At 69.7% G+C, this 26042-nt stretch carries 26 protein-coding genes and 2 pseudogenes; 9 read left to right on the forward strand and 19 right to left on the reverse strand.

The features are described 5' to 3' along the window. Positions 1-26 precede the first annotated feature (26 nt). Positions 27-1343: a UDP-glucose dehydrogenase family protein gene (locus STROP_RS07555; protein WP_011905402.1), complete on the reverse strand. Its 1317-nt coding sequence runs from the start codon at positions 1341-1343 to the stop codon at positions 27-29. Then, positions 1270-2154: a methyltransferase domain-containing protein gene (locus STROP_RS25600; RefSeq protein WP_337998643.1), complete on the reverse strand. Its 885-nt coding sequence runs from the start codon at positions 2152-2154 to the stop codon at positions 1270-1272. Before STROP_RS25600 ends, STROP_RS07555 begins: the two co-directional genes overlap by 74 nt. A gap of 309 nt (positions 2155-2463) precedes the next feature. On the opposite strand from STROP_RS25600, the gene STROP_RS07565 reads away from it, so the two are divergent. Continuing rightward, positions 2464-2649 carry a hypothetical protein gene (locus tag STROP_RS07565; RefSeq protein ID WP_018830440.1) on the forward strand — a complete coding sequence of 62 codons (186 nt, stop codon included), beginning with the start codon at positions 2464-2466 and terminating at the stop codon, positions 2647-2649. Between the two features lie 25 nt (positions 2650-2674). Continuing rightward, positions 2675-3159: pseudogene (locus tag STROP_RS23810) on the forward strand (transposase); the annotation flags it as partial. 62 nt (positions 3160-3221) lie between these two features. Here STROP_RS23810 and STROP_RS07575 read toward each other — a convergent pair. Beyond that, positions 3222-3503, reverse strand: coding sequence for a hypothetical protein (locus STROP_RS07575; RefSeq protein ID WP_011905405.1), 282 nt, complete (start codon positions 3501-3503; stop codon positions 3222-3224). A 136-nt stretch (positions 3504-3639) separates the two neighbouring features. Then, complete coding sequence (locus tag STROP_RS07580) at positions 3640-3957, reverse strand: hypothetical protein (protein ID WP_018830442.1); 318 nt, start codon at positions 3955-3957, stop codon at positions 3640-3642. Between the two features lie 83 nt (positions 3958-4040). Between STROP_RS07580 and STROP_RS24700 the strand changes: the two are divergent. Next, positions 4041-4343: pseudogene (locus STROP_RS24700) on the forward strand (hypothetical protein); the annotation flags it as partial. Positions 4344-5332: 989 nt separating this feature from the next. Here STROP_RS24700 and STROP_RS07590 read toward each other — a convergent pair. Both STROP_RS07590 and STROP_RS07595 read right to left on the reverse strand, forming a co-directional pair. Beyond that, entirely contained in the window at positions 5333-7441 is a 2109-nt protein-coding gene (locus tag STROP_RS07590) for a hypothetical protein (protein WP_011905408.1), read from the reverse strand. Further along, positions 7434-7898 carry a GbsR/MarR family transcriptional regulator gene (locus tag STROP_RS07595; RefSeq protein WP_026275861.1) on the reverse strand — a complete coding sequence of 155 codons (465 nt, stop codon included), beginning with the start codon at positions 7896-7898 and terminating at the stop codon, positions 7434-7436. The genes STROP_RS07590 and STROP_RS07595 overlap by 8 nt, the downstream gene beginning before the upstream one ends. Before the next feature lie 316 nt (positions 7899-8214). Between STROP_RS07595 and STROP_RS07600 the strand changes: the two genes are divergently transcribed. Continuing rightward, positions 8215-8592 carry a VOC family protein gene (locus STROP_RS07600; RefSeq protein ID WP_011905410.1) on the forward strand — a complete coding sequence of 126 codons (378 nt, stop codon included), beginning with the start codon at positions 8215-8217 and terminating at the stop codon, positions 8590-8592. Positions 8593-8862: 270 nt separating this feature from the next. Here the strand turns inward: STROP_RS07600 and STROP_RS07605 are convergent, their stop codons facing one another. From STROP_RS07605 to STROP_RS07635, 7 genes are all read right to left on the reverse strand, one after another. Beyond that, positions 8863-9285 carry a hypothetical protein gene (locus STROP_RS07605; protein ID WP_011905411.1) on the reverse strand — a complete coding sequence of 141 codons (423 nt, stop codon included), beginning with the start codon at positions 9283-9285 and terminating at the stop codon, positions 8863-8865. Further along, positions 9242-9943 carry a hypothetical protein gene (locus STROP_RS07610; protein ID WP_011905412.1) on the reverse strand — a complete coding sequence of 234 codons (702 nt, stop codon included), beginning with the start codon at positions 9941-9943 and terminating at the stop codon, positions 9242-9244. Before STROP_RS07610 ends, STROP_RS07605 begins: the two co-directional genes overlap by 44 nt. Continuing rightward, positions 9940-10200, reverse strand: a complete 261-nt coding sequence (locus tag STROP_RS07615) for a hypothetical protein (protein ID WP_018830448.1) — start codon at positions 10198-10200, stop codon at positions 9940-9942. The genes STROP_RS07610 and STROP_RS07615 overlap by 4 nt, the downstream gene beginning before the upstream one ends. After that, positions 10197-10367, reverse strand: a complete 171-nt coding sequence (locus STROP_RS07620) for a hypothetical protein (RefSeq protein ID WP_187151590.1) — start codon at positions 10365-10367, stop codon at positions 10197-10199. Before STROP_RS07620 ends, STROP_RS07615 begins: the two co-directional genes overlap by 4 nt. A 128-nt stretch (positions 10368-10495) precedes the next feature. Further along, complete coding sequence (locus STROP_RS24705) at positions 10496-10684, reverse strand: hypothetical protein (RefSeq protein WP_018830449.1); 189 nt, start codon at positions 10682-10684, stop codon at positions 10496-10498. A 181-nt stretch (positions 10685-10865) separates the two neighbouring features. After that, positions 10866-11072, reverse strand: coding sequence for a DUF397 domain-containing protein (locus STROP_RS07630; RefSeq protein WP_011905415.1), 207 nt, complete (start codon positions 11070-11072; stop codon positions 10866-10868). 13 nt (positions 11073-11085) lie between these two features. Next, positions 11086-11922 (reverse strand): helix-turn-helix domain-containing protein, encoded by an 837-nt coding sequence (locus STROP_RS07635; protein ID WP_011905416.1) that lies wholly within the window; start codon positions 11920-11922, stop codon positions 11086-11088. A gap of 275 nt (positions 11923-12197) precedes the next feature. On the opposite strand from STROP_RS07635, the gene STROP_RS07640 reads away from it, so the two are divergent. The 3 genes from STROP_RS07640 to STROP_RS07650 all read left to right on the forward strand — a co-directional run bounded on the left by STROP_RS07640 (position 12198) and on the right by STROP_RS07650 (position 14888). Next, positions 12198-12521, forward strand: a complete 324-nt coding sequence (locus tag STROP_RS07640) for a DivIVA domain-containing protein (protein ID WP_011905417.1) — start codon at positions 12198-12200, stop codon at positions 12519-12521. Beyond that, positions 12518-12778: a hypothetical protein gene (locus tag STROP_RS07645; protein WP_011905418.1), complete on the forward strand. Its 261-nt coding sequence runs from the start codon at positions 12518-12520 to the stop codon at positions 12776-12778. The genes STROP_RS07640 and STROP_RS07645 overlap by 4 nt, the downstream gene beginning before the upstream one ends. 79 nt (positions 12779-12857) lie before the next feature. Next, positions 12858-14888 carry a hypothetical protein gene (locus STROP_RS07650; protein ID WP_011905419.1) on the forward strand — a complete coding sequence of 677 codons (2031 nt, stop codon included), beginning with the start codon at positions 12858-12860 and terminating at the stop codon, positions 14886-14888. A gap of 72 nt (positions 14889-14960) precedes the next feature. Here the strand turns inward: STROP_RS07650 and STROP_RS07655 are convergent, their stop codons facing one another. Further along, positions 14961-15962: an amidohydrolase family protein gene (locus STROP_RS07655; RefSeq protein ID WP_238380287.1), complete on the reverse strand. Its 1002-nt coding sequence runs from the start codon at positions 15960-15962 to the stop codon at positions 14961-14963. A 422-nt stretch (positions 15963-16384) separates the two neighbouring features. Then, positions 16385-16819 carry a GNAT family N-acetyltransferase gene (locus tag STROP_RS07660; protein ID WP_011905421.1) on the reverse strand — a complete coding sequence of 145 codons (435 nt, stop codon included), beginning with the start codon at positions 16817-16819 and terminating at the stop codon, positions 16385-16387. 210 nt (positions 16820-17029) lie between these two features. Here STROP_RS07660 and STROP_RS07665 point away from each other — a divergent pair, with 210 nt between their 5' ends. Continuing rightward, entirely contained in the window at positions 17030-18658 is a 1629-nt protein-coding gene (locus STROP_RS07665) for an ABC transporter ATP-binding protein (RefSeq protein ID WP_011905422.1), read from the forward strand. 7 nt (positions 18659-18665) lie between these two features. On the opposite strand, the gene STROP_RS07670 is transcribed toward STROP_RS07665, so the two are convergent. The 4 genes from STROP_RS07670 to STROP_RS07685 form a co-directional block, all read right to left on the reverse strand. Then, the gene (locus tag STROP_RS07670; RefSeq protein WP_028564300.1) at positions 18666-19475 is read right to left on the reverse strand and encodes a hypothetical protein; all 810 of its coding nucleotides are present in this window, start codon (positions 19473-19475) and stop codon (positions 18666-18668) included. A 367-nt stretch (positions 19476-19842) separates the two neighbouring features. Then, entirely contained in the window at positions 19843-21909 is a 2067-nt protein-coding gene (locus STROP_RS07675) for a 3-hydroxyacyl-CoA dehydrogenase NAD-binding domain-containing protein (RefSeq protein ID WP_011905424.1), read from the reverse strand. 55 nt (positions 21910-21964) lie between these two features. Beyond that, positions 21965-23161 (reverse strand): thiolase family protein, encoded by a 1197-nt coding sequence (locus STROP_RS07680; protein ID WP_011905425.1) that lies wholly within the window; start codon positions 23159-23161, stop codon positions 21965-21967. 103 nt (positions 23162-23264) lie between these two features. Further along, positions 23265-24620, reverse strand: coding sequence for an HRDC domain-containing protein (locus STROP_RS07685; RefSeq protein ID WP_011905426.1), 1356 nt, complete (start codon positions 24618-24620; stop codon positions 23265-23267). Between the two features lie 219 nt (positions 24621-24839). On the opposite strand from STROP_RS07685, the gene STROP_RS07690 reads away from it, so the two are divergent. Continuing rightward, complete coding sequence (locus STROP_RS07690) at positions 24840-25976, forward strand: S1C family serine protease (protein ID WP_011905427.1); 1137 nt, start codon at positions 24840-24842, stop codon at positions 25974-25976. Positions 25977-26042 lie beyond the last annotated feature (66 nt).

The following is a 26042-nucleotide window of genomic DNA, read 5'->3' on the forward strand; positions in this document are numbered from 1 at the left end:
CCACTCCACCAGGTGTGGCTGGAGGGCTAGGACTGGTAGCCAAGTCCGTACACGCTCCACCCGGCGGCTCGCCAGCGTCGACCGGAGATCACGCCACGGGTGTCCAGCAGCGCTCTTCGAGTCACCCTCTCGGCGACCACGTGGGGGTCGAGCGCGCCAAACTCCGGCCACCCCGTACCCACCACGATCAGTTCGGCGTCGATGGCCGCCTCGGTTGCCGTCGTGGCGTAGCTCAGCTGCGGCGCCGACCGCCGGGACATCGCCAGCCCCTGCGGGTCGTACGCCGTGACCCTCGCGCCGGCTTCGTGTAGCCGTACCGCGATGTCGAGCGCGGGGGAGTCACGTACGTCGTCGATACCGGGTTTGAACGCGGTGCCCCACAGGGCGATCCGTCGTCCTCGCACCTCGCCGCCGACCGCGGCGGTGGCCAGCGCGACAGCGCGGGTGCGCATGTGCAGGTTCACGCCGTTGACGCCGCGCAGGAACTCGGCGGCGGCGGCCACGCCGCCCCGCTCGGCCTGAGCGGTGAAGGCGTGCAGATCCTTGGGCAGACAACCGCCGCCGAAGCCGAGGCCGGGGTGAAGGTACTGGTGCCCGATGCGCGCGTCGTGGCCGATCGCGTCGGCCAGTTCGGCGACGTTCGCGCCGACCACCGTGCACATCTCGGCGACGGCGTTGACGAACGAGATCCGGGTGGCCAGGTAGGCGTTCGCGGTCGCCTTGACCATCTCGGCGGTAATCCGGTCGGTGACCACGAGCGGGCAGCCGTGGCCGCTGGTGATCGGTGCGTACAGCAACCGTAGGGTCTCCTCGGCCTCGGTCGTGGCGACGCCGAGGACGATGCGGTCCGGAGTCAGGGTGTCGGCCACCGCGGTGCCCTCACGGAGGAACTCGGGGTTCCAAGCCACCTGAACGCCGTCGCCGGCGGGGGAGAGCCTGCGGGCCTGAGCTTCGATCAGCTCAGCGGTTCCAGGCGTGACGGTGGACTTGCCGACGATCAGGCAGGGGCGCTCGAGGTGTGGGGCCAGCCGCTCGATCGCTGCGCTGACCTGGGTCAGGTCGTATGCGCCGTCCGGGCCGGAGGGGGTGCCGACCGCGAGGAAGTGCACATCGCCGAAGGCGGCTGCCGCCGCGAAGTCGGTGGTGAAGCGGAGTCTTCCGGTGTCGATGTTACGGGCCAGCAGCACATCGAGCTCCGGTTCATGAAACCAGCCTCGCCCCGCGTTCAGCGTCTCGACCTTCGCCGGGTCGATGTCGACGCCGATCACCTCATGCCCGATGTCGGCCATCCCGGCGGCGTGGGGTGCGCCCAGGTGTCCCGACCCAATGACGGTGACCTTCACCAGCCGGTCCTCCTTCACGTGTGACCGTCGTCGACGAAGCGGACTGTAACCCGCACATCGGTGAGTTTCGCGCTGGAAGGTGCTGAATGAGGGTGTTTCTTCCGAAACCGTGACCGGGGTGACCGACATCCAGTGTGTGTCCGGAGACCAGGACCTGTGAGGTGTCCTTCTCGTGCAGGTGTCGCCTTGCCATCCGGCCCTTCGAGTCGTACTCCTTGTCGATTGCGACCATGGCGAGCTGCCGGCGTTTGGCACTGTGGACGTCAGTGAAGTAGTCCTTGACGAAAGCGTCGAACAGCGACGCGCACCGGCTGATCGTGGTGGCCACGACCATGCCACCAACACGCACAACACGAGCGGCCTCCCGCCATACCGCAAGGCGATCCGCGTGCTCCGGGAGGTGATACAGCGGCCCGAGCAGCAAGACCGCGTCAACGCTGCTAACGACAGCGGGCAGGGCTCTGGCATTCCCGAGAATGGCGGTCACCCCCGGGGGCGCTGCCGCCTCAGCCACATGCTCGGGCACCGGTTCGACAACCTGGACGTGGTAGCTGACCTGCGTCAGCGTGCCGGCGTAGGCGTCGGTCGCTCCCGCTATGTCCAGCAATGCCGTGGGCGCATCGGGGAGCACTCTGGACAAGACGTCCCACGTGCGCAGGAAGCCCAACCTGCCCTGGCCGGCCGCGAGGCGGGCCCGCTCGCCGCCCCGCTGGTGGTACTCCATGATCTCGGATTCAGCATGCAGTCGATCGTGTACCGCTGACCGCAGGCGGACAATCGAATACCTGCCCCGCCGCACCTTTGCTTCCATGTCGCGCTCTCCAGGCGATTCACACTGCCCGGTTGTGCACACGGCCGTTTCGACAACCTCCGATGAGGACGAGGATGGTGAATGGTCTGGTCATGTTGCGGGAGGCTCATCGGGTTGCTTCGGTGATATCGGTGCGGCTGACCAGGAGGCGGGGGCCGGAGTGGGTGTATACGCGGTAGGGGTCTTCGCGGTAGCAGGTGTCGCGGATGAAATGCAATTCGCCGCTCCCGTCGACCCTCACTACGGCCTTTGACGATGGTGATGATCGCGCTGTGATTAAATAGCCCGGCATGAATTGAACCTGGGTTCGTGCCGGATCTGACTTACCACCTCCGGCCGGCACTGTGGCCCGTTATCTTCGCGTTGACCGCGGCGGCGGTGGGATTCCTGGTGTTCGGCTGGTTCTGCCGGCACCGGTCGGCGTGGTGGTGGATCTGGCCGCCGGCGACCGCGCTGTGCGTCGCGGTCACTGGGCCGTTCGTTGATCGCCTCTAGTGTGCTGAGTCGTTAGTTCGTTGGTAACTGGCGGTTGTTCGTGCCGGAGTCCTGGGACGAGGGCTGCGTGCCCGGCCCGGACGGCAAGCCGGCGAACCCGCACGCCCGCAGGCTGCGCCGCGAGCCGGGGCGAAGAAGTCACCTGTACGACAACAGCTACCGCCTGCCGAGCAGATCGACCAGATCTGCCGCCGGCGGGCGGCATCCAAGGTCCCCGACACGCAGCGGTACCGGCCGAACTGGATGATGGCCCTGGAGATGCTCGACGAGCTGGCCGCATGGGGGCTGCGTCCGCCGCTGCTGACCGCCGACGCCGGCTACGGTCAGGTCGCCGAGTTCCGCCAGGGCCTGACCGAACGCGGCATCGGCTACATCGTGGCGACCACGTCGTCGACCACCGCGCAACCCGGCCACGCCCAGCCGGTCGAGGTGCCCTACGCCGGAGTCGACCCGCATCCCACACCGCGCTACCCCCACCCGGCCCGCACCCTGAAAGACCTCGCCCCCGCCTTCGTGGTTGGCGGCGAGGCTATCAAGTCATCACCGAGCGGCAGCTCAGCCGAACGTCCAATCTAGAGACGGGCGACGAACGGCCAACTTGCCGCGACGCACAGTGCGGCCGAGGGCAGCCAGACCCACCACCACGCGGACCGGTGCCGGCAGAACCAGCCGAACACCAGGCATCCCGCCCCCGCCGCGGTCAACGCGAAGATCACAAGCCACAGCGCTGGCCGGAGGTGGTAAGTCAGATACGGGTAGAACCAGAAGAGCAGGTAGGCGTGCAGCGTCAGCAGCGGCACCAGCACGACCGCCACGACGATCACGGTCGCGGTGCGGACCCAGGCCCAGCTCATGCCGGGCTTTCTAATCTATCGCGGCTATCAGCGTCAAGGCCCGCAGACAGGGCCGACAGACTGCACCTAGTACGGCAGCCGCCGTTCGGGATTACGGCTGGGGTTCGAGGCTGAGGCGGCGTGTGTAGTGGGCTCGTCAGGCTCGGGCCTGATGCCGTCGTCGCCAGCCTGACCAGTGCAAACGGTGGGTGAGGTCATTGATCGGGCGGATGATGCAGGCGCTAGTCAGGCGGCGGATCTCGTTGACCGTGAGTGTGATCAGGCCGGTAACGGTGTGGTCCTGGTCGGCGGCGTCGGCGGCGCAGATCGTCAGGACGGCGAGGGCGGCCAGGGTGACGGTGGTGAACCGGTGCCAGGAATCCCAGCGGCGGACCTGGTGCTGGTCCAGACCGACCTGGCTCTTGGCGGTCTGGAAGCTTGCCTCGATGCTCCAGCGGATGCCCGCGACCCGCATGAGTTGGGCTAGGGCGCGGTTTGCCGTGTCGGCCCAGGTGCTGGCTGCCCTGCTGCGATACTGCCGATCGGGGCTGCGGGGGCAGCGTCGAACTCGCCGTGGCCCGGTGCGTCGAGGACCTCGACAGCCACCTGCTCGCTGCCGTGCCCCGGAGCCGGACCGGCCGGTGCCCGCGCCGGGGGCGGCGTCGTCGCCCCGATGGCGGACCCGACCGGGCCGCTGCGCGGGGTCGGTCAGCACTACGTCGGGCAGCGGGTGGTGGTGTCGTTTGAGCGGACGGGTTGCCGACTCTGGCTGGCCGATGGGCGCCAGGTCCAGCCGCTAGCCCGAGCCGCCCCCTCGACGCCGCGGTCTCCGCCCTGCGGTTGCCGGGGTGGGAGCACTAGACGAGCATTCCGAAGTCAGGGGCCAAGGGCGAGCACGTCGAGATGGCCCGTCACGCAATCGCCTGCTCACTCATATTCTCGGATGCCGTCGCCTAGCCCGAATGCCACAATGCCGTAGTGGAGGGCTTCCGGTGTGCGAGCTGCGGGAACACGCTGAGCGTCCCGGTCCGGTTGGTGGAGCTGCCGGAGGGGCTGCATTGGTCGCTCCTGGATCACCATCACGTGAACCCGCCGCTCCTCGACCCCGGCACCTATGTGATCGACGAGGCCGGGTATGGCCATGATCAGGTCGTCGGGACCTTCGTACTGTCACCCGGCGACGTACGTGGGACACGCTTTGTCCACGACCTCGTTCACACGGGCTGCTGGTCCTTGGTTGGGTGGAACCCGTGTGTGGCCTGCGAGGGCTGTGGTGCCCTGGTCGCCTCCCGGACGGATGACTGCGGGGTGGCCCAGGAGACGCGCTTCTACCCAGCGATGGTCGTCCGGGAGCCGTATGACGATGGGCCTGATCGCGCCACGGATCCTTTCGCGCTGATCGCCGACTGGGACAGCCCTGCACCCGACACCAGACGACATGCCTGGGTGCCCAAGCCGACCCGCCCACGTCCCGAACTCATTGCGACCCGCTGGGGCGGCCGAGGTGTTAAAGCACATCTCTTTCGAGACGATCCGCCAGCCTGACGCGCCGGCCGATATCGGCCCTCGACGGCCGGCGTAGGGTCGGGGAGTAGCCCGTCGCCCGCTCACTGATCGCTCAGGAGCACTGACCGCAATTCGGAACAGCTCGTCTAGCAGCGCCCGCTGCTACCGGCCATCAGCCACGTTGACCGGTTGTCGAGCCGCTCGGGTGCGGTGCTGAGCAGGTAGCCATCGCCGCGAGTCAGGGTGAGCATCGGCCCGATGCTGGCCGCCACTCTCCACGGCTCCAGTAGCCAATTCCCCGACCTTGAGTCCGCCTGATCCACCGGCCGCGCCAACCCGCAGGGCTATGGAGTGCCAACCGACGGCCGGGGCGGCTTCCGTCTCTCGGGAAGTGTGAACTCGGGTGGCGGGTCACCCAGGTGCAGGATCTGCCGGGCCCGGACCTGGGCTCTGGTCGCCGCGCGGACCCGACGGCCCAGGGCCTCGATGCCGTCGGCGTCCCGCGGCGATGAGGTGTCCGTCTGGGCGGCGGCGAGCCATTCCGCAACGTCAGACGCCGTCTCTCCGGCGTGCGTGGCTCCCGCCACGGTGTCGCGTGCATGGCCAAGTAGTCGGTCCGCCAGCGCTTCGGCGCGCTCGACGAGGGCGGTTGGTGTGTCGGGGAGTTCGAGGTCCCAGAAGGCGTTGGTCTCTCCGCGAACGATCATCGCCGAGTCGGGGGACATCGGCGCGGCACCCCTGCGGGCGGGTCCGGTACACAGCGAGTAGTACCCGGTTGACGGTTTCATGATGGCGACAAACGCGTTGGACGCATGCGCCGCGGAGATGCGACTCCACTCGCCGGTACGCCGGTAGCGGCGGACGGCCGCCGCCCAGGATCCGGTCGGCGCGGTACCCACGGTTCGGTATATGGCCCGCAGGGCCCCAACGTCGAGATGGCCGTGGTGGGCGTCGGCCATCCGCCGTAGGAACACGTTGCGGTGGTAGCTGTTCCAGTAGGCGAACTGCATGCCGGCGACGAGGAGCTCGTCGGTGCTCATGCGTCCACTGAGCCATTTGAGCAGCATGCCGGGTGACTTGGTCATCCCACGCGGTGTGGCTGGCCGGTAGCCGCCCTCCCGGTCCCAGAGCCAGCTCCCGTCGGGGGCCCGCCGCATCCATTCGCTGCGGACCGCGTCGGGGTGCATGGCACTGTTGTTGGCATACAGGAAGTCGCGTTCACCGAGCAGGCCCGCTTCACGGACAGCGACGGGATCGTCGCGCCCTTCGATGATGTACGCGTAGTCGGCGTCGGCGTAGAAGCCGCCCACTGTCGCCTGGTCACCACGTCCGACGTCACCGATCGGCCAGCTCTGTTCCATCTCGCGGGCGTCGTGGGCGGACGTGGCGTAGCGGAGGAGGTGCCAGACCGATGGCGTGCGTCGCAGGCCGTATCCCCAGGAGTGCCGCGGCTCGAGGAACTTCGGCCCGCCGCCGTGGTGGACGTAGGCCAGCCCGGATCGACTCATGCCGGGGTGGCCGAAGAACCAGTTGGGACCGACGGTCGGTAGTGTGCCGGCCGCGCTGAAGATGGTGTGCACGAATGGATGGCCGTCGTCGGGGAAGGCTGCCACGGTTACCTGGTACGAGAGTTCGTGATCGCCCGTGGCGGCGGCGACCAAGGCGCCGTCCGGCGTGGACTCCCCCCAGGCTGCGAGGGACGTGCAGGCGATCGGGGGTAGTTCGGGTAGCCCGGAGGAGGCGTCGAGCCAGCTTGTGGCCGGTGGTCGGTGCCCCACCCACAGATCCATGATCGACGCTCGGTCCAGGTTGACTCCTGACTCGCGCGCGCCGGCCACCCACCCGTCGACGAATCGGCCCAACCAGGGCAGGTGTTCGCCGTGGACAGCCTCCCACCGGCCGACCTCAACACGCTCGTCGGCGGTGAGCCGGCGCACGCCGTACCGGAGAATCCAGCGACCGAAAATGGCCGCGATCTGCCGGGCGTACTGCGCGCCCATCTCCTCGTCGCTGCCCCGCAGGACGACCACCGGCGTGATGGCGGGGACCAGGGGAACCCCCTGGCAGTGATCGATCTCGGTGCCCGCCCGCTCCAGGATGGGGAAGCGGTCTGTCGCGTACGCACCGTTGCCACCGGCGACCAGTGCCTCGATGCGGTCCGCGAGGCGTTGTCCCTCGGTGAACGCCTGCCGTGCGCGCTTCAGCGCGGTGGTGTCGCCGGTCGCCCGAGCGCGTTCGGCGTGCCACCTGGCCTGGCCGAGCAGGACCGCGGCGGTGTCGAGCTCGCGAACGCGGCGACGGGTGAGTGGGTCTTGCGGATCCGCCTGGCCGAGGGCCACGTTGACCCTGCACAGGGTCGCGCGGAGGCGGTCCCGGCGTCGGTAGAGCTGAAAGATCGGCGCTTTCCTGGCCGCCAGCCTGACCGAATCGAGCATTCCTGGCCGGTCAGCCATCACCGTTCGCCTCCCACCGTGCCCGCAGCCCGCCCAGCTCCGCGTCGAGAAAGCGAAGGAACCTTACCGATGCCTCGAGGTCGGCGGTGATCTCGGCATCGGCTCTGCTGCCCCGAAGGGCGACCCCTTTCTCCAGCAGGTCACACAGCGCGGAGCTGAAGGCACGGAAGCGGTCGACGCCGATCTCGGGCCCCAGTCGTGCCCGGAAGTAGCGTCGCCGTTCACCCGGCCGGGTGCGCTCACTGATGCGATTGGTCTCCTGCAAACGGCGTAGGCCCGTGCTGACGGCGGCCTTCCCGAAGCCAAGCGTGGACACCAGATCCTCGAAGGACAGCTCGGGCTCAGCCGACATCAGCAGCAGTCCGTAGATCCGCGCCGAGCTGGGCGGGAACCCCGAGCGTTCGAGGAACAATCCGATCGCCTCGACCCACTCCCGCTGGGGCGGGTCGAGCTCCACTGTAAGGCTTGTTTGGTTCGGAACCATGCGAACAAACTAGGTGCCGACAGCCGTTGGGTCAACACTCGACGGGACCGACCGATCCGAGTAGGCCGCCCTGCCGGAGGTTCTCCCCGTGCCATGGGGGAATGGAGGGCGCTGGGATGGCGATCTGCCGTGGGTGGGTTGCCTCCAACCAACAATGATGTAAGGATCTTGGGGTCAGCCCAAGGGCGGAAGGGGGTGCGTCGATGTTCACCAGTAACTGTTCCGCGCCCCGCCGCCCGCATCGCTGACCTTCAGTGCGGGGCGCCTCCCATTGATCTGAGGAGAGACCGTGACCGCACGTTTTCACAACATCTGCGTCGACTGCCCCGACCCGTACGCTCTGGCGGGCTTCTGGGCCCAGGTCTTCGGGTGCCTTCGGGAGGCCCAACCCGGTGACTCGGAGGTCATCCTGCGGCCCGAGGGTGGTCCGGTACTGCTGTTTCTGGCCGTTCCCGAGGACAAGGTGGTCAAGAACCGCCTGCACCTCGACCTGGAGCCAACCGATCGGACCCGGGCCCAGGAGGTTGCCCGCCTGATCGAGATCGGAGCGACGCACGTCGCTGACCACACCCACCCGGACGGCTCAGGCTGGTTCGTGCTCGCCGACCCGGAGGGTAACGAGTTCTGCGTCCTGCGCAGTGCCGCCGAACGCCCTCAGCGCGACTGAACAGAAACGTGCCGCATGTCTCGTGCCCCTCGGGGCCTACGGGCGAGCGTTGCGGGGGTGTGCCCGTGGCCGGTGGACTCCTCGACGTAGGCGGTAAGTGACGGTCCGGCCCGGCGCGTCCCTGCGTGCCGGGCCGGACCGTCGTGCTGCGGCAGCGGCCGGTGACGTCGCGGTCGGCCCCACCCACCTGGTGCTCGAAGACTCGGCTGTGCTCCTTGCCTGGTGGCCTTCGATATGGGGGTTACTCAGGACTAGTCGTCACGGCCTGCGCTACCGGTACTCGGCGGCAGTTCGTTCGGCCTCGGCGATGAACTCGTCGAGCTGCTCCGGCATCAGGTGAGCGTCCTGCAGAAGCTGTCCGAGGATGAACACCTCAACGCCGAGCGCGACGGCTGGGGGGATGTTGTCGGCCAGTTCGGGCTCACCGATAGCAGCGCGGATCAGCCCTTCCATCTCCAGCGCGGGTAGGGCGCTGCCGTCGTGGTAGTTGGCTCGTGCCGATGAGACGTAACGTGCCACGTCGGCGGGTGTGGTGCCGGGCCCGAAGCGGCGGTTGACCGCTACAGCGAAGGCGGCTCCGACAACCTGGAGACCGTCCTCCCAATTGGCGCGGTCAAGCTCATCCACCAGAGCGTCGACGTGGTCCCAGTCAGCGTCGGCCAACGCCCGAATCAGATCGCCCAGTTTGGTCACGTCGTCTCCTCAAGCTTGTTACCCGACTACGGATCACCGCTGCGATCCGATGTGCTGCAACACCGGCCAGCAGGCCGACCACGACGAGGTTTCCGGCGGCCTCTGCGGTATCAATCTTCGGCCGTGGCGACGCGGCTGGTGTAGTCGGGGTACCTGTTCCGGTGGACTGAGCGCCGCGCGGACCGTTCGGGTTCCGGAGAATCTTGATCGACTGCTGGACTGCCTGGGTAGCGTTGGTCGTCTGCTCCTGCAACTCGTCGGCCTTGCGTACCTGCCGCTTGAGGAAGTTGCCCACGTTCGCGCGAGCAACGTCCCGCCGCTGGCTGTCGGCGAGCAGATCCTCGCCAGGGGGCGTTGCGGAGCCCATCGCCTCGCGGCTGGGGACGGAGCCGGGTTCGACGATGTTCACATAGCGCGCCAGATGCTGAGCCGCGAGGCTGTTGAGCCGGCCGAGGCGGTTCGCCTTCTCGGACGCAGTGCGGCTCGTGTCCACCGCTGCCTTCATGCCGGGGCTGGCACTGCCCTGACCGGCGGTGGTGTAGTGCTGGTGCCCCTTCTCGATGTCCGCCTGTGCTCGCATCGCCGCGACGACGAGGCTGTCCAGCCGCTGGATGGTAGAGGTGAGCTGCGCCACGACCTGGGCGAGCGGACCGCTCATCCCAGGGATTTGAGGCGGGCAGTTGCGTGCTGCTGGGCGGCCGTGATGGTGCGCAGGAGCAACCTGACCTCACGAGTGGCGTCGGCGATGTTGCTGCGGGCCGCTTTGGCATCGCTCTGCTGGCTGCCGTGCAGCGTGTGAAGCACCAGCGTCTCGACCTCGGCCAAGGCGGCTCCGATACTCTCGACCGTCGCACTGGCTTGCTCAAGTGACGTGTTGCCTTCTCGAAGGGTCGCCTTGACGGCGCCGACGCTCACGGGCAGCTCAGGACGCTGATGGGGCCTCCGGTGCCCGTGGCCGCCATTCGCAGCCGGACGAGCACCTGCTCGGTGCTTTCGACGGCCGCCCGGATCTGGTAGGCGGTGGCATTGCTCTGCTCGGCTGCCTCTGCGAGCGCGACTCTTACTTGCTCGATGTCGGCCATGCCGTCCTTCTCGGTTGACTGCGAGGGGCGCACGGGAAGCATGTTCGCGTCTTCGTGGTGAGACGAACACTATCCGATAGATGTCGATGTCGCTGCCCCCGCGACGACCGAGCTATGGTCTGGGATCTTCAGCCTTCACCACCTTGATGAATGTTTGCCAAGCCGTGGCTGCGAAGGTCAGGATCGGGCCGGCCGGGTCCTTGCCGGACGAGCACCTGCTCGGCGCCGTCGATGGCCGCCCGGATCTGGTTCTTGGTGGCGTTGCTCTGCCCGGCTGCCTGGGCGTGCGCGGCCTTAACTTGCTCGATGTTGGCCATGGCGTCCTTCCCGCTTGATCGTGAGGACGCGCGAGACGGATAGGCGCGTCTCTGTGGCGAGACGAACACTATCCGCCATGTGCCAAGCTTGTGCAGCCCCGCGTTCAGCGGCGTGGACGGTAAGAGCAAGGCTGCCCGTCCGGGAGGGGGCGCGCAACCTTGTGGAGGTGGCGCTACCGCCTCAGTGGTGCGATCCTTCGGTCTGTGTGGCCCGGACGAAGGTGGCCCAGGCTGTCGGGGAGAAGGTCAGGATCGGGCCGCTCGGGTCCTTGCTGTCCCGGAGCCCGACCTCCCCCGCCAGTTCGGTTGCAACCTCGACGCAGTTGCCAGAGCCGTTGCTGCGAGTGCTCTTCCGCCAGGTCACGCAGGTCATGTCCATCTCGTCCACCGCGCGCCATCCTTCACCGCTCGTCGATCGCCTCCTGGATCAGGTCGCGGGACTCACGAGCGCTGGCTGCCGTGGCGACCAGGTGCTCGAAGACCCGGCTATACTCCCTGACCTGATGGCCTTCGAGATAGAGGCTACCCGCTCGCGTTTCGACGTAGACGACCCCCGAGTCCGCTAACTCCGGGAAGCTCAGCACGCTGAACGCGCTGCCCATCGAACCGTATTCGCCGGCACCGAAGGTCAAGATTTGCACGGTGTTGCCGGGTCGGTCTGACTCCTCGATCAGTCTCCGTAGCTGGGCGCGGAAGGTGTCGACGCCACCGACAGGTCGCCGTAGCGTCGCCTCGTCCAGCACCACCCAGAGCTTCGGCGAATTGTTGGACTCCTGGCGGCGCATCCGCAACTCCACCCGACGGTCCACCTCCTCGTTGGAGGAGTCCGGGTGTTCCGCACGGATGACGGCGCGGGCGTAGTCGGCGGTCTGGAGTAGCCCGGGAATCAGCTGCGGCTCGAAGGCGCGGACCTCCGACGCTTCGGCTTCCAGCCCGACGTAGACCCCGAACCAGTCCGGCAGCACATCGTCGTACGCCTGCCACCAGCCGCGCTTGCGGGCGTCCCGCGCGATCTGGACGAGCGCGTCAATCTCCTCGCCCTCGACGCCGTACAGCTCAAGGAGGCCACGGGCGACCGGCGGCATCACCGAGACCTGGGCGTTCTCGATCCGGCTGAGCGCGGACTTCGAGATGCCAACCTCTTTGGCGGCCTGGTCGGCGGTCATGCCCGTCTGCTCGCGAAGGCGGCGCAGTGCAGCGGCCAAACGTCGACGACGGACAGTCGGGCTCGCAGTCATGGACGTCAGTATGTCGGAACCGGACGAACATCGCAACGACTCGGTTTCTAATCGGGAGTTGCGGAAAGGGTGCGGTTCGCTGCACGATGAGTGAGGCCTTGGATCGACTGATTTGCAAGTGACGCTCGCATCTGAGGCTGCTCGGCTGGCCCTGCTGCCGTACTGCCGATCGGGGCTGCGGTGGCAGGTGCCGGGGTGGGTCCGTCGGTGCGGGGTGGGCCGATGGGCCTACCCCTTCCACAGCTCAATCTCGACGGTGAGGGGCAGGTGCTGTCATGCGCGTCTTCTTCCGGCGTTCCAGGCGTCGTCGGCGGTCGGTTCTCTGGCCGACCTGCTACCGCTCGGCGGCCTACGATCCGCTGTGGCCCTGGCAGGTGCGGGGACGGCGGTTCCGATCAACGCCGCTGGGGCGGCGCGGGCTGGACCCGCACGAGGTGGGGGAGTTCCTCGACCGGGTCGCCGGTGACCTGGCCGCCGTCTACGACGCGCTGGCGCGCAGCCGGCGGGAGACCGACCGGGTCAAGGACGCGCTGCGCCGCTGGCAGTCCGAGCAGGCCCAGGCCCGGCGGGCGGTCCTGGACCAGGAGTCCCGGCGGTGACCGGCCGCTACGTCGTCCACCTGCCGGTGGTGGCCCGTGACCTGCCCGCCGCGCAGCGGCTGGCCCGGGTGCTGGCCCGTTGGGCGCTGGTGCTGCCGCCCGCCGACCCGGGGGAGACCACCGTGTCGGCCGAGGACGAGCAGGACGTACGGCATCGGGTCTTCTGCGACCTGCCGTTGCCCGGCGGCCGGCGCTGTCTGCTGCCCGATGGCCACGACGGCGCCTGCTCCCGCCGGCTCGGCGGTCGGCGGCTGTGAACGCGGGAAGCGGGCCCGTGCTGCCCCGCGACCTGGCCGCTGAGCCCGGCCGGTGCGGTGGGCGCGAAAGGACCGAACGATGCTCGAAATGATCGACTGCGACGAGTGCGACGGGCTGGGCTTCCGCGTACGGCGCTGCGTCTGTGTCCAGGGCGGGGACCAACTCGTCGTGAACGGGGACGGGTACGCCGACCAGGCGTACGCCGACTGTCGGGTCTGCGGTGGTGACGGCGGTGTGGCCGCGCCCTGCTGGCGGTGCGGGCGTGCGGGACGGCGGCGGGCGCAGCTCGTGGTCACCGTGGTCAACCTGGACACCGGGGCGGCGGCGTCGCGGCGGCTGCTGCCCGGCCGCCTCGACCCGCCGGCCGACCCCGACAACATCATCCGGGCTCGGGACGTCGTCGCCGGGCTGGCCGGCACCGTCGGCGTGCGCGGGTTGTGCCCACGCTGGGGACGTGCCCTGGACGACGAGGTGTACTGGCTGCCCCGGCGCTGGCGGGCCGACCTGCCGGCGCGGGAACGCCTGGTCCTGGAGGCCGAGGCCCTCGCCGGGCAGGAGTACGAACCGTGGCGGGTCTATGTCGGGCGTGGCAGCGAAGCGCCGCCGCCCCGCGAGCCCGGCCGCGAACTGGCCCGGCTCTGCGAGCTGGCCGACCTGCTCCACCTTGACCTGGTGGTGGAGGCGCGACGCCAGCATGGCGCGATGGCCTGGGCGATCCGCTACGAGCTGCCCGGCGGGCCGGTGCCGCTCGACCGACCCGCCCACGCCTGGGATCTGCCCTCGGCGGTCGCCGCGACGACGTTCCGGGAGGCGATGCGCGGGCTCGACGAGCGGGGTCGCGACGCGCCCGCCCACACGGTGCGCCCGGTGCGAACCGCCGGCGTACCGGCGAGGGTGGACCTTGACCGGCTCGGCCGGGCCGTCCGTGCGGACCTGGCCGACGACGCGCCCGGTGCCCAGGCGGTGTGGCGCGACGGGCGCTGGTGGCACACCCCGTTGCGGTCCGCCGGCAGCGTCGAGGAGCTGCGCGAATGCGCCACCGGCCAGATCGTTCGGCGGGTGCGGCAGCTGCTGCGCAGAGCCGTGGAACCGCCCGACCCGGTCTGGTGGGGCGAGCCGGTCGAGCACCGACCCTGTCCGGATTGCCGCCCCGGCACCCGGCTGCGCCGCTGCCACTGTCGGCTCGGCGCGCCCGGCCCCGACCCGCGGTGTTCGCGCTGCTCCGGGGCCGGCTTCGCGCCGTCGGGTCTGGCCTGCTTCACCTGCCGCGACGGCGGTCGGATCCCGGCGGCGCTGACGGTGACCGTGACCGACCTGCGTCGGGTGCGGCACGAAACGTGGTGCCCGGTCCTGGGGGAGTCGGCCCCGGTGGTCGGGTACCAACCCAACGGCACGCCCGTGTACCAGCTACCCCCGCACTGGCGGCTGGCCCGCCACGCCCCCACCTTCGCGGTACGCCCGGTTGACCTCACCCGCCTCGACGAGGAGCAGCCGGTCGACCAGGATCTGCTCGACGGCACGGTGACGGTCTTCGACCCCGCCGTCGAGCCGGCCCGCCAACACGTCGAGCGGATCGGCGCCGGGCTGCCCGGGGCCCGGCTGTTCGTGCTGGCCGCCGCGCCCGACGCGCCGTCCCTGACCGACCTGCTGCGGCTCGCCCACGCCCTCGACCTCGCCGTCCTGGTGACCTACTGTGACCACCGGCTGGACGCGGGCGACCCGACCAGGGTCCAGGGGGAACGGTGGGACATCCGCCTTGCTGCCCGGGACGCGCCGGTCGAGGCGGAGTGCCCGTTCCGCGCCAGCGTCGAACTCGCCGTGGCCCGGTGCGTCGAGGACCTCGACAGCCACCTGCTCGCCACCGTGCCCCGGGAGCCGGACCGGCCGGTGCCCGCACCGTGGTCGGCACCGTCGCTCCCGGTGGCGGATCCGACCGGGCCGCTGCGCCGGGTCGGTCAGCACTACGCCGGGCAGCTGGTGGTGGTGTCGTTCGACCGGACGGGCTGCCGGCTCTGGCTGGCCGAGGGGGAGCACGTCCAGCCGCTCGCCCGAGCCGCCACCCTCGACGCCGCGGTCTCCGCACTGCGGTTGCCGGGGCGGGAGTACTAGACGGACGCCGTCGCCCAGCCCGAATGCCGCCATGCCGTAGTGGAGGGGCCGGCACCTGGCTGGAGTCATCACTCAGCGTACGCGCTTTCCGGCGCGGAAGACCGCGCGAGCCTGGGTCATGACATTAATGTCTATGAGTGGGTTTCCAGTTACGGCCAGCAGATCGGCATCATAGCCAACCGCTACCCGTCCCTTCCGGTGGCCGAGGCGGCACGCCTGTGCGGCCAACGACGTCACTGAAGCCAACGCCTCGGCGTTGGTGCCGACCTGGCTGGCGAAGTATGCGACGTCGCTCGGAAGGATGTCGTGGGGCTTGTGCGGGCTGATGCCCGCGTCGGTGCAGCAGACGACGCGAACGCCACGGCGACGCAGGTACGCCTGATTTTCCCAGTAGGGCGCGATGGTCCGGAGCACTTCCTCGGGCATCCCGTCTCTGGGTCGCACGACCGTGCATCCGACGAAGATTCCGGCGGCGGCGATCGCGTCGACCGTCGCCGGATCGAGCTTCACCCCGTCGGCGGTCATGAACGTGCAGTGCTCGATGCTGTCGACCCCGACCGCGACGGCGTCGGTGATCCCCCTGGTCGCGTGGGCATGGGCGCTGACCGGCAGGTCCCGGTCGTGGGCGGTCCGCGTGACCGCGCGTAGTTCGTCGAGGGTGTACTGCGCCGCTGCGGCGTTCGAGCCGCTGGTACTCATCCCACCCGTCGCCATGATCTTCAGGAGGTCGGTGCCGTGGTCTGCTCGGGCCTGAACCGCCGTGACCAGTTGGTCCGTGTCGTCTGCCTCGCCGCCGAGATACCAGCAATGCCCGCCGCTGCGTGTGATCGGTGGCGCGGCGGCGAGCACCTGTGGTCCGCTGGTGTCCTCGGCGTACTCGGCCCGTAACCGCAGCCCGAGGTAGCCCCTGTCGCCCATATCCCGGACTGTGGTGACGCCGGCGCGCAGCGCGCGAGCCGCGTGTTCGCGCATCCGGCCCAGGACCGTGGCGTCGTCGTCGTGAACCATCTGGTGCTCGGTGGGCCCGTGCGGATCGAACGCCAGATGGGTGTGCGCGTCCACCAGACCGGGCATGAGCGTGCAATCCCCGAGATCGATCACCGGCACCCCGTCGGGGGGGTGAGGCGCCGGTAGCATCCACATCGGTGATCTGCCCACCAGCCACCAACACCAGCACCGGGCCTTCGTGTAGCAGGTGACCGTCGAACAGGCGTGCCGCACGGATCGCCAGCCGTGGATCGAGAATGGTCTCCGCCTGAGTCGTCGCCAAGCCCATCGCTCAGCTCCGATCGGCTGGGACGCCGGCGAGTGGTCGCTCAATCCAGGTACCGGCGATCGTGGGCTCTCTGCCAGGGCGGGCATGTGCCACCATCAGGACACATATCTGAGCGCCGGTCACAGTGTGGGCCCCTTCCGCGGACACGCGTCACTAGCGATCGAGAGCCTATGATCCACCCGGGTTACGGTCCAACGAGGCTGATGTGGAGCATTCGCCTTCACCGGTTGTCGAGCAGCATCCACCGGTCCGGTCGCGGGAGCGGAGCGAAGCCGAGCTTGGCGTACACGCCGTGCGCGTCCGCGGTGGCCAGCAGGATGCGGCGTACGCCGAGCTCCGCGAGATGGTCGCGGACCGCGCCGGTGAGCCAGGTGCCCAGCCCACGTCCGCGTTCGGCCGGCTCGACGTAGACATCGCAGAGCCAGCCGAAGGTGGCTCCGTCGGTGACCACCCGGGCCACCGCGACCTGGCACCCGCCCTCGGGGCGGTAGACGCCGAAGCCGATCGAGCCCGCGAAGGCGCGCTCCACGGTCGCCCGGTCCCGCCCGCGAGCCCAGTACGCGTCGGTGGCGAGCCAGTGGTGGACCCGGTCCAGGTCGAGCCGCTCGGGTGCGGTGCTGAGCAGGTAGCCATCGTCGCGAGTCAGGGTGAGCATCGGCCCGATGCTAGTCGCCGCTCTCCACCGCTCCAGCCGCCAATTCTCCCGCCCTGGACCGCCGGATCGACGGAAAATCCGGTTGCGGTGCGCCGGTTGGCGTTCGCTGGGCTGCGACTCGCATCGATGTCAGGCGGCTACCGGAGGAGAAACCGATGAGGACACCAGGCGGTCTTTGGCTTCCTCCTTCCCTCCCTGCCTGGAGTATTCGTGTTTCGCTTCTTCGAGAACGCCGCGGACCCCTTCGGTGTCGATGAGCCCGCTGACGCACCACAGCGGGTCCTGCCCTATCTGATCTCCGAGTTCCGGCCGCTGCGGTTCATCCTCGCCGCCGGCCTGCTCGCCACCGTTGTCAGCGCCGGCGTCGAGCTCTGGCTCATCGCCTACGCTGGCCGCCTGGTGGACACGCTCGCCGGGGCCGACTCGGCGGCGCTGTGGCAGACCCACGGCATGGAGCTGTTCGTGGTCGGGGCGCTGATTCTCTTCGTCCGGCCCCTCCTCGCTCTGTTCAACGAGGGCCTGGATGACATCGCGTTTCGGCCCAACGCACGCACCCGCGCGCTCTGGCGAGCGCATCGGCGGGTGTCCCGGCAGCCGGTCGGCTGGTTCCGCGAAGACCTCTCCGGTCGCATCGCCACCCGGGTGCGGGAGGGTTCGGCCGCGGCGGCCATGGCGACGTACACCGTCGTGCACACGCTCGCCTTCGTCTTCACCTATATCGTTGGGTCGGTCTGGTTGCTGGGCTCCGTCGACCCACGCCTGGTGCTGCCGCTGGCGGTGTGGATTCTGCTCTACGCCGGGCTGATGACTTACGTCGTGCCGCGTTACCGTGCCGCGTCAGAACACCATCAGGACGCCGACTCGGCGGTCACCGGCCTGCTGGTCGACTCATACGCCAACGTCGACACGCTCGCGTTGCTCGACGTACCAGCCGCAGCGGACCGGGCCGTCTTCGCCGCCGAGCGCCGCGCCCGGCTGCGGATCGAGCGGCTCGAAGTCACCATGAACGTCGGGATGGTGTGCCTCAGTGGGATCCTGATGGTGGGGCTGATCGGTTACGGCATTCTGCTGTGGCAGGCCGGTGCCGCCCCCATCGGTATGGTCGCCGCCACGCTGGCACTGACCTTTCGGATCACCGCGATGGCAGAGTGGCTGCTCGACGGTGTCTCGGCGCTTTTCGGGTGTCTCGGTACCCTGCGACGCGCGCTGCGCACGATCGCCCAGCCACCAGTGGTCACCGACCGGCCGAACGCGGGAGCGCTGGCGGTGCGGGGCGGGGCCATCAGGATCACCAACGTCAGTCACCACTACGGCACGGGCAGCGGTGGGCTGGATGGGCTCAGCCTCGAGATCGCCGCGGGCGAGAAGGTCCGGGACAACATCGGTCTGGCCGCAGCCGGGGAGGAGAGCATCGTCGCGGCGGCGCGACAGGCGGTCGCACACGACTTCATCACCGTCCTGTCCGACCAGGGTGGTCGTACCGGCTACCACGCTCATGTCGGGGAGCGGGGCGTCAAGCTCTCCGGTGGCCAGCGTCAGCGCATCGCCCTCGCTCGTGCCATCCACAAGGACGCGCCGATCCTCATCCTGGACGAGGCGACCAGCGCCCTCGACTCCGAGGTCGAGGCGGCGATCCAGGACACCATGGACAAGGTCATGGCCGGTTGTACGGTGATCGCCGTCGCGCACCGACTGTCCACGATCGCCCGCATGGACCGGATCGTCGTACTCGACCAGGGGCGGATCGTCGAGGACGGTACCCACGCCGAACTGCTGCGCCACAACGGCCGCTACGCCGCCCTCTGGGCGAGACAGGCTGGTGGGTTTCTCGGCCGGTGACCGGCGGTCAGGCGCTTTTCTCGATCTCCGCTCGGATGTCCGCGAAATTGGAGCGGGCCGTGCCGGCCGACTCGGAGAACATCACGATCATGCCGACGCTGCCCTTGTCGGCCCAGGCGCAGACTCCGAGCTTGATGTCCGAGGCGCTACCGTCCCCACACTTCGCGACGCCGCCGAGCGGGCCGGCGGAGATCGTGGACATCTCGCGGACGTTCAGGTCGGACGCGAGCGCCTTGACGGTGGCGTCCAGCTCCTGCTCCGGGTTGAGGACGATCCCCGAGGCGCCGGCGACCATGATGATGTCCTCATCCTCGAAGCTGCCGTAGAAGGCGCCAACCGTGCTGTTCCCGCTGCTCACCTTTGCCTCCAGCTCCTTCACCAGGTCGTCGGCGAGTGCCTTGAGCTCCGAGTCGGTGCTCCTGGCCCGACCGTCGAGTGACTTCGGTGCGACGAGGCGGATCTGTGGCTCGGGGCTGGGCTCGGGGCTGGGCTCGGCTGACGGGCTCGGTTCAGCGCTGTCGACGGCTTGCGGCGATCCAGTCGAGGACCCGGCGGCGGCCGGGGGCGCCGCCGGGTCGTCACCGCCGGAGCGGGTGAGGTAGGCGAGGCCGCCCAGTCCGAGGACGAGCAGGCCGGCTAGGCCGAGCGAGAGCAGCACGGTGCGCCGCGACGGCCGCCGGGACGCTGGTGTCTCCGAATCGGACGCAGCGGCGGCGGCCCCTGTCTCCTCGGTCGGCCGGGCATGGCTGGCCACCCCGGGTTCGGCCGGGGGGATCGGCGGGATGGCGCTGTGCACCTGGGTTGGCTGCTCGTCCATGGTGGCCGGCCAGGAGGGAGATGCCGGTGTGGAGGGCGGAGCCGGTGCGGTATTGATCGGGGGCGGTGGGGAGCCGGGTGGGGGCGGCCGCCAGCCGTCGGGTCGGGGTTCGGGGCGCTCCGGGCGCGCGTGCCGGGCTGCCCGCGGCGGGGAGAACGGCGGCGGGTGGCTGGGCTGCGCACCATGTTCCGGCGGGCCGGACCAGGGATCGATCGGTGAGGACATGACATCGCCTCCACGCGAGGGTGCTGGCGGCTGATGCTAGCCGGTCGGGGACCGGGCCCACGGCACCGACCCCTGCCGGGCAAAGTGAATCGCGGTGGCCGCCCGACGGGCAGCCACCGCGACTATGGCGGGAGGCGTCAGATCAGGCCGGGAGGCTGGCGACGCCGACCGGCAGGAATCGCTTGCCCGCGACCCGTTCGGCGGTGCCGGTGCGATCCAGGTACGGCGTGACGCCGCCCAGGTGGAACGGCCAACCGGCGCCCAGGATCAGGCACAGGTCGATGTCCTGCGCCTCGGCGACCACGCCCTCGTCGAGCATCAGCCGGATCTCCTGCGCCAGCGCGTCGAGCGCGTTCTGCCGGACCTGCTCGGCGGTGAGCGGCTGGTCGCCGACCACCAGCAGGTTGGCCACCTCGGTGTTGATCTCGTCGTCGACGACGATCGGCTTGCCGGCCTCGGCGATCCGCTTGAGGTTCTCGCTGACGCCGAACCGGTCCGGGAACGCCGCGTGCAGGATGCCGCTGACATGGTGCGCGACCGCCGGCCCGACCAGCTGGAGCAGCGCCAGTGGGCGCATCGGTAGGCCCAGCGGATCGAGCGCGTTGTTCGCCACCTCCAGCGGGGTACCGGCGTCCACCGCGGCGAACACCGTGCCCAGGAAACGGGTCAGCAGCCGGTTGACCACGAACGCGGGCGCGTCCTTCACCAGCACGCTCGACTTTTTCAGCTGCTTACCGACCGCGAACGCGGTGGCCAACGTGGCGTCGTCGGTCCGCTCACCGCGGACGATCTCCAGCAGCGGGAGGACGGCGACCGGGTTGAAGAAGTGGAAGCCGACCACCCGCTCCGGGTGCTCGAGCCCTTCGGCCATCGCCGTCACCGACAGCGACGACGTGTTGGTGGCCAGCATCGCCTCGGGCTTGACGATCTTCTCCAACTCGGCCCAGACCTGCTTCTTGACGTTGAGGTCCTCGAAGACGGCCTCGATGACGAAGTCCGCATCGGTGAAGACGGACTTGTCGACCGACCCGCTCACCAGGCCGTACAGCTTGGCGGCGGTGCCCTTGTCCATCCGGCCCTTGCTGACCGACTTCTCGATCTGCTCGTGCACGTAGGCCACGCCCTTGTCGACCCGGGCCTGGTCCAGATCGGTCAGAACGACCGGGACCTGAAGGCGGCGGGCGAACAGTAGCGCGAGCTGGCTGGCCATCAGGCCGGCGCCGACGATGCCGACCTTGGTCACCGGCCGGGCCAGGTCCCGGTCCGGCGCCCCGGCTGGACGCTTGGCCCGCCGCTGCACCAGGTCGAACGCGTAGAGCCCGCTGCGCAGCTCCGACGAGAAGATCAGGTCGGCCAGGGCCTCGTCCTCGGCGGCGGTGCCGGCGGCGAAGTCCGTCTCCTTGGCCAGGCCGAGCAGGTCGAGGGCCCTGTTGGCGGACGGGACGGCGCCGTGTAGGCGGGCATCCAGGGTCTGCTTGGCGAAGAAGAGGACGCCGTCCCACATCTCCCGGTCGACCTCGGGCCGGGTCACGGTGAGCTCGCCGCGGACCACGCCTGCCGCCCACTCCAGGGACCGCTCCAGGAAGTCCGCCGGCTCCAGCAGGACATCCGCGAGGCCCATCTCCGCCGCCTGCTTCGGCTTGAGCATCTTGTTCTGCATCAGCGGGTTCTGGATGATCACCTGGGTCGCCGCCGGGATGCCGACCAGGTTCGGCAGCAGCTGGGTGCCGCCCCAGCCCGGGACGATACCGAGCGAGACCTCCGGTAGGGCGAGGGCCGCTGCACCCGCCGACAGCGTCCGGTAGTGGCAGTGCAGGGCCAACTCCAGGCCGCCGCCCATGGCCGCGCCGTTGACGAAGGCGAAGGTCGGAACGGCGCTGTCCTTGAGCCGGGCGAAGACCCGGTGGCCGAGCTGTCCGATCTCCAGCGCCTGCGCGCGGTCGGTGAGCAACGGCAGACCGGTGAGATCCGCTCCGACGCAGAAGATGTAGGGCTTACCGGTCACCGCGACGAACGCCGGCTGCGCCGCGTGGGCCGCCGTGATCGCCTCGTCCAGGCTGGTCAGGCCACCCGGCCCAAGAGTGTTCGGCTTGGTGTGGTCGAAGCCGTTGTCCAGGGTGATCAGGGCGGCGGGGCGGTCCAGTCCCGGTACGTTCACCAGGCGCAGCAGTGCCTTGGTGACGACCTCGTTCGGTGCCGCGAGGCTCACTGTGCCCCCTCCGTTCGTGACTGCGGGACGCACGGGCCCGACTCGTTCCTCGCGCTCACTTGGCTCCACCCTCCCAGTGCGGGTTCTCCCAGATCACGGTGCCGCCCATGCCGATGCCGATGCACATGGCAGTGAGGCCGTAGCGGACCTCCGGGTGTTCGGCGAAGTGCCGGGCGAGCTGGGTCATCAGCCGGACGCCGGACGAGGCGAGCGGGTGACCGATGGCGATCGCACCGCCCCACGGGTTGACCCGCGGGTCGTCGTCGGCGATGCCGAAGTGGTCGAGGAAGGCGAGCACCTGGACCGCGAACGCCTCGTTCAGCTCGAACAGGCCGATGTCGTCGATGGTCAGGCCGGCGATGCGCAGCGCCTTCTCGGTCGACGGGATCGGGCCAACGCCCATCACCTCGGGCTCGACGCCGACGAAGCCGTAGGACACCAGCCGCATCGCGACCGGCAGACCCAGTTCGCGGGCGGTTTCCTCGGCGACGAGCAGGCTCGCCGTGGCGCCGTCGTTCAGCCCCGCCGCGTTACCGGCGGTAACCTTGCCGTGCGGGCGGAACGGGGTCTTGAGGGTGGCGAGCTTCTCCATCGAGGTGTCTCGCGGCGCCTCGTCCACGCTGGCCAGACCCCAGCCGGTCTCCGGGTCCCGGACCGCCACCGGCACCAGGTCGTCCTGGAGCTTGCCGTTGGCGTACGCCTTGGCGGTCTTCTGCTGGGAGGCGAGCGCGAACGCGTCGGTGCGCTCCTTGGTGATGTGCGGTACCCGGTCGTGCAGGTTTTCCGCGGTGGCACCCATGACCAGGGCGGACTGGTCAACCAGTCGCTCCGCGACGATCCGCGGGTTGGGGTCGACTCCCTCGCCCATCGGGTGGCGGCCCATGTGCTCGACCCCACCGGCGATGGCCACATCGTACGCGCCCATGGCGATGCCGCCGGCGACCGTGGTCACTGCGGTCATCGCGCCCGCGCACATCCGGTCGATGGCGAAGCCGGGCACGGTCTTGGGGAGGCCGGCCAGGAGCGCGGCGGTCCGGCCGATGGTCAGGCCCTGGTCGCCGATCTGGGTCGTGGCGGCGACGGCGACCTCCTCGACCCGCTCCGGTGGCAGCTGCGGATTACGGCGCAGCAGCTCGCGGATGCAGCGGATCACCAGGTCGTCGGCGCGGGTGTTGGCGTACATGCCCCCCGCTTTGCCGAACGGGGTGCGGACGCCGTCAACGAAGACGACATCCCGAACTTCACGGGGCACTTGAGCCTCCTAGCCGGATAGCCGGACTGGCGTTTTCTCGGATGCTACTCGTCAGTAACCAACTGGAATACCACCCTATATGTGGCCCACCCCACACTGGGGCTCAGGTTCCCGTTGGCGGTGGGCCCGCCAGGGCCCGTGTCAGGTCTGGCTGAAGCAGCGCGATCTGCCACTCACGTGCACCCAGGCCGCGCAGGGTCTCCGCCACCGTGCCGTCGGTGATCTCCTCGGGCGGGACCCAGGCGAGGCGGCGGATCGAGTCCGGGGCGATCAGGTTCTCCGGTGGCAGGGTGTGCGCGCCGGCGGTCCCGACGACCACCTCCCGGCACCGCGCCAACCGGGCCGCGGCGACCGGATCCCGCTCGGCCCACCGATGCGGCGGCGGCGGACCCTCGACGGTCGGCGCGACCGGCAGCGCCTCCGCTGGCAACGCTCGAGCCTCGTCCAGTGCGGCCAACCAGGTACGGGTCAGCCGGCGTACCGAGCGACCGCCGAAACCCGGCAGAGTCAGCAGCGTCTTCTCGTCCCGCGGATCCAGTTCGGCGGCGGCGACGATCGCCGAGTCCGGCAACACCCGTCCCGGCGCGGCGTCGCGGCGCGCCGCGATCTGGTCCCGGGCGTACCACAGGGACCGCACCCGGGCCTGCGCCCGCGCCCCGCGTACCCGGTGGATGCCCGAGGTGCGGCGCCAGGGCTCGGCGCGGACCCGGGGTGGGCGGGCACCGTTGCGGACCAGCGCGGCGAACTCCTCGGCCGCCCATTCGGCCTTGCCCTGCCGGGTCAGTTCGGCATCGAGCGCGTCCCGTAACTCGACCAGTAGCTCCACGTCCAGGGCGGCGTAGGTCAGCCAGGATTCCGGCAGCGGCCGGCTCGACCAGTCCGCCGCCGAATGGTGCTTCTCCAGGCTGAAGCCGAGCAGGTTTTCGGTCAACGCGGCGAGGCCGACCCGCTCGAAGCCGGCGAGTCGGGCGGCCAACTCGGTGTCGAAGAGCCGCCGTGGGCGCAGACCCAACTCGGCTAGGCAGTACAGATCCTGACTGGCCGCGTGGAGCACCCACTCCGCCTCGCCGATGGCCTCGTCCAGGCTGGTCAGCTCCGGCAGGGGCAGCGGGTCGATCAGGGCGGTACCGGCGCCGGCGCGGCGCAGCTGCACCAGGTACGCCCGTTGGCTGTACCGGTAGCCAGAGGCGCGTTCGGCGTCCAGCGCCACCGGACCGGTGCCCTGGGAGAAGCGGGCCACGACCTCGGCCAGTTCCACCGGGGTGGTCACCGGCTGGGGGGTGCCCTCGCCGGGCGCCGTCAGCGGGGTGGGGCCGGTCTCGGCGTCGCGCGGGGCGGTAGCTGGGCCACCAGCGGTCGGGTCAACGTCCGTGTTCCCCGGCCGGATCAACGGCGGGTGCGGCGTGTCGCCCGTACGGTTTGCGGCAGCCCGACGGGGTAGGGGTGGTTCGTCGGTCACCCGACAACCCTATTGCGCTACCCGATCGGGCGGGGACAGCTAGTCCGGTGCGTGTCGGGAGTCGGCCGTATCGGTTGAGCAAACCGAGAAGACAAAGCATGTTCGTGCCGGATACGGTGTTTTGACCACAACATTCGTAGCGGTCGAGCAGGGAGCGGTCAAGGGCCGCCAGTTGCCACCGAGGCGCAACGGCATCGGTACGGGGAGGGCACGGCGATCATGGCTGTGGGTGACGGACTGTCCGAGGTGCGAGGAGGCTCCGGCATCGACCCGCCGGACGCCGTCCGAGGCGGGCCCGGCCCAACACCCGGCCCAACACCCGGTCCCACTCCGGGAACCACCTGGTCCCCGCCGCTCCAACCTGGCCGGTCCAGCGCGGCACCCGGGGCTCCGGCTGCCGCGGCTCCTCCGGGAGCCCCGGCGTACGGCGGCCCGACCGCGTCCGGCCCCACCCAACCGTCGGTTCTCGGGCCGGGCGTTGCACCGCCGTTCATGCCCCCTCCTGGCGGTCCAACCGGGCTCTGGCCCGGTGCCCAGCCGGCTCCCGTCCAGCCGGCTCCCGCTTCGGCGTCCCGGCGGCCTGGCCGGTTCGGGCGGGTGGCCGTGCTGCTAGTCGTCGCGGCGCTGCTTGTCGTGACCGGTGTCCAGGCGTACCAGATCCACCAGCTCACCGACCGGCTCGCCGACACCGACCGGCGGTTGGGCGCCGAGCAGCAGGAGAGCCAGACCCGGCTCGACGGGCTGGAGGCGCGGGCGACGGATCTGGAGGTGGAGATCGGTGCTGCGTTTGACCCGGAGGCGATCGCCGCCGCCGTGTTGCCCAGCGTGTTTCGGGTCCGCGCCGGCCAGCACACCGGCAGCGCGTTCGCCGTCGGTGAGCCGGCCGCCAGTGGCGGCACCAATCTCTTCACCAACTTCCACGTGGTCGAGGAGGTCTGGGAGGAAGGGGACCGGCGGGTCTTCCTGGAGCGCACCGACCAGCGCTTCCCGGCCACCATCGTCGAGGTTGACGAGGACAACGATCTCGCCCACCTCCAGACGACCAGCACTTTCACCGGGCTGGTCGCCGCCCCGGCCGCGGTCAAGTCCGGGCAGCAGATCGTTGTTGTGGGTGCCCCCCTCGGTCTGGAGGACAGCGTCACCACCGGCGTGGTCAGCGCGTTCCGCGAGTCCAAGGGGAGCGACCCGTCAGCGATTCAGTTCGACGCGCCGATCAACCCGGGAAACTCGGGTGGCCCCGTCATCAACGGCGAGCGGCAGGTGGTCGGGATCGCTACCGCCAAGGCGCGGGACGCCGAGGGGATCGGCCTCGCCGTGCCGATCGCCACCGCCTGCGACGGTTTCGAGATCTGCTGACCCGCTCCAACGTATCGTCAAGCACCAGTTCGACTTGCTTAGCCAACGGGTGAGCTGCCCGTACTG

The organism is Salinispora tropica CNB-440 (genome assembly GCF_000016425.1).
GTDB classification, from domain to species: domain Bacteria; phylum Actinomycetota; class Actinomycetes; order Mycobacteriales; family Micromonosporaceae; genus Micromonospora; species Micromonospora tropica.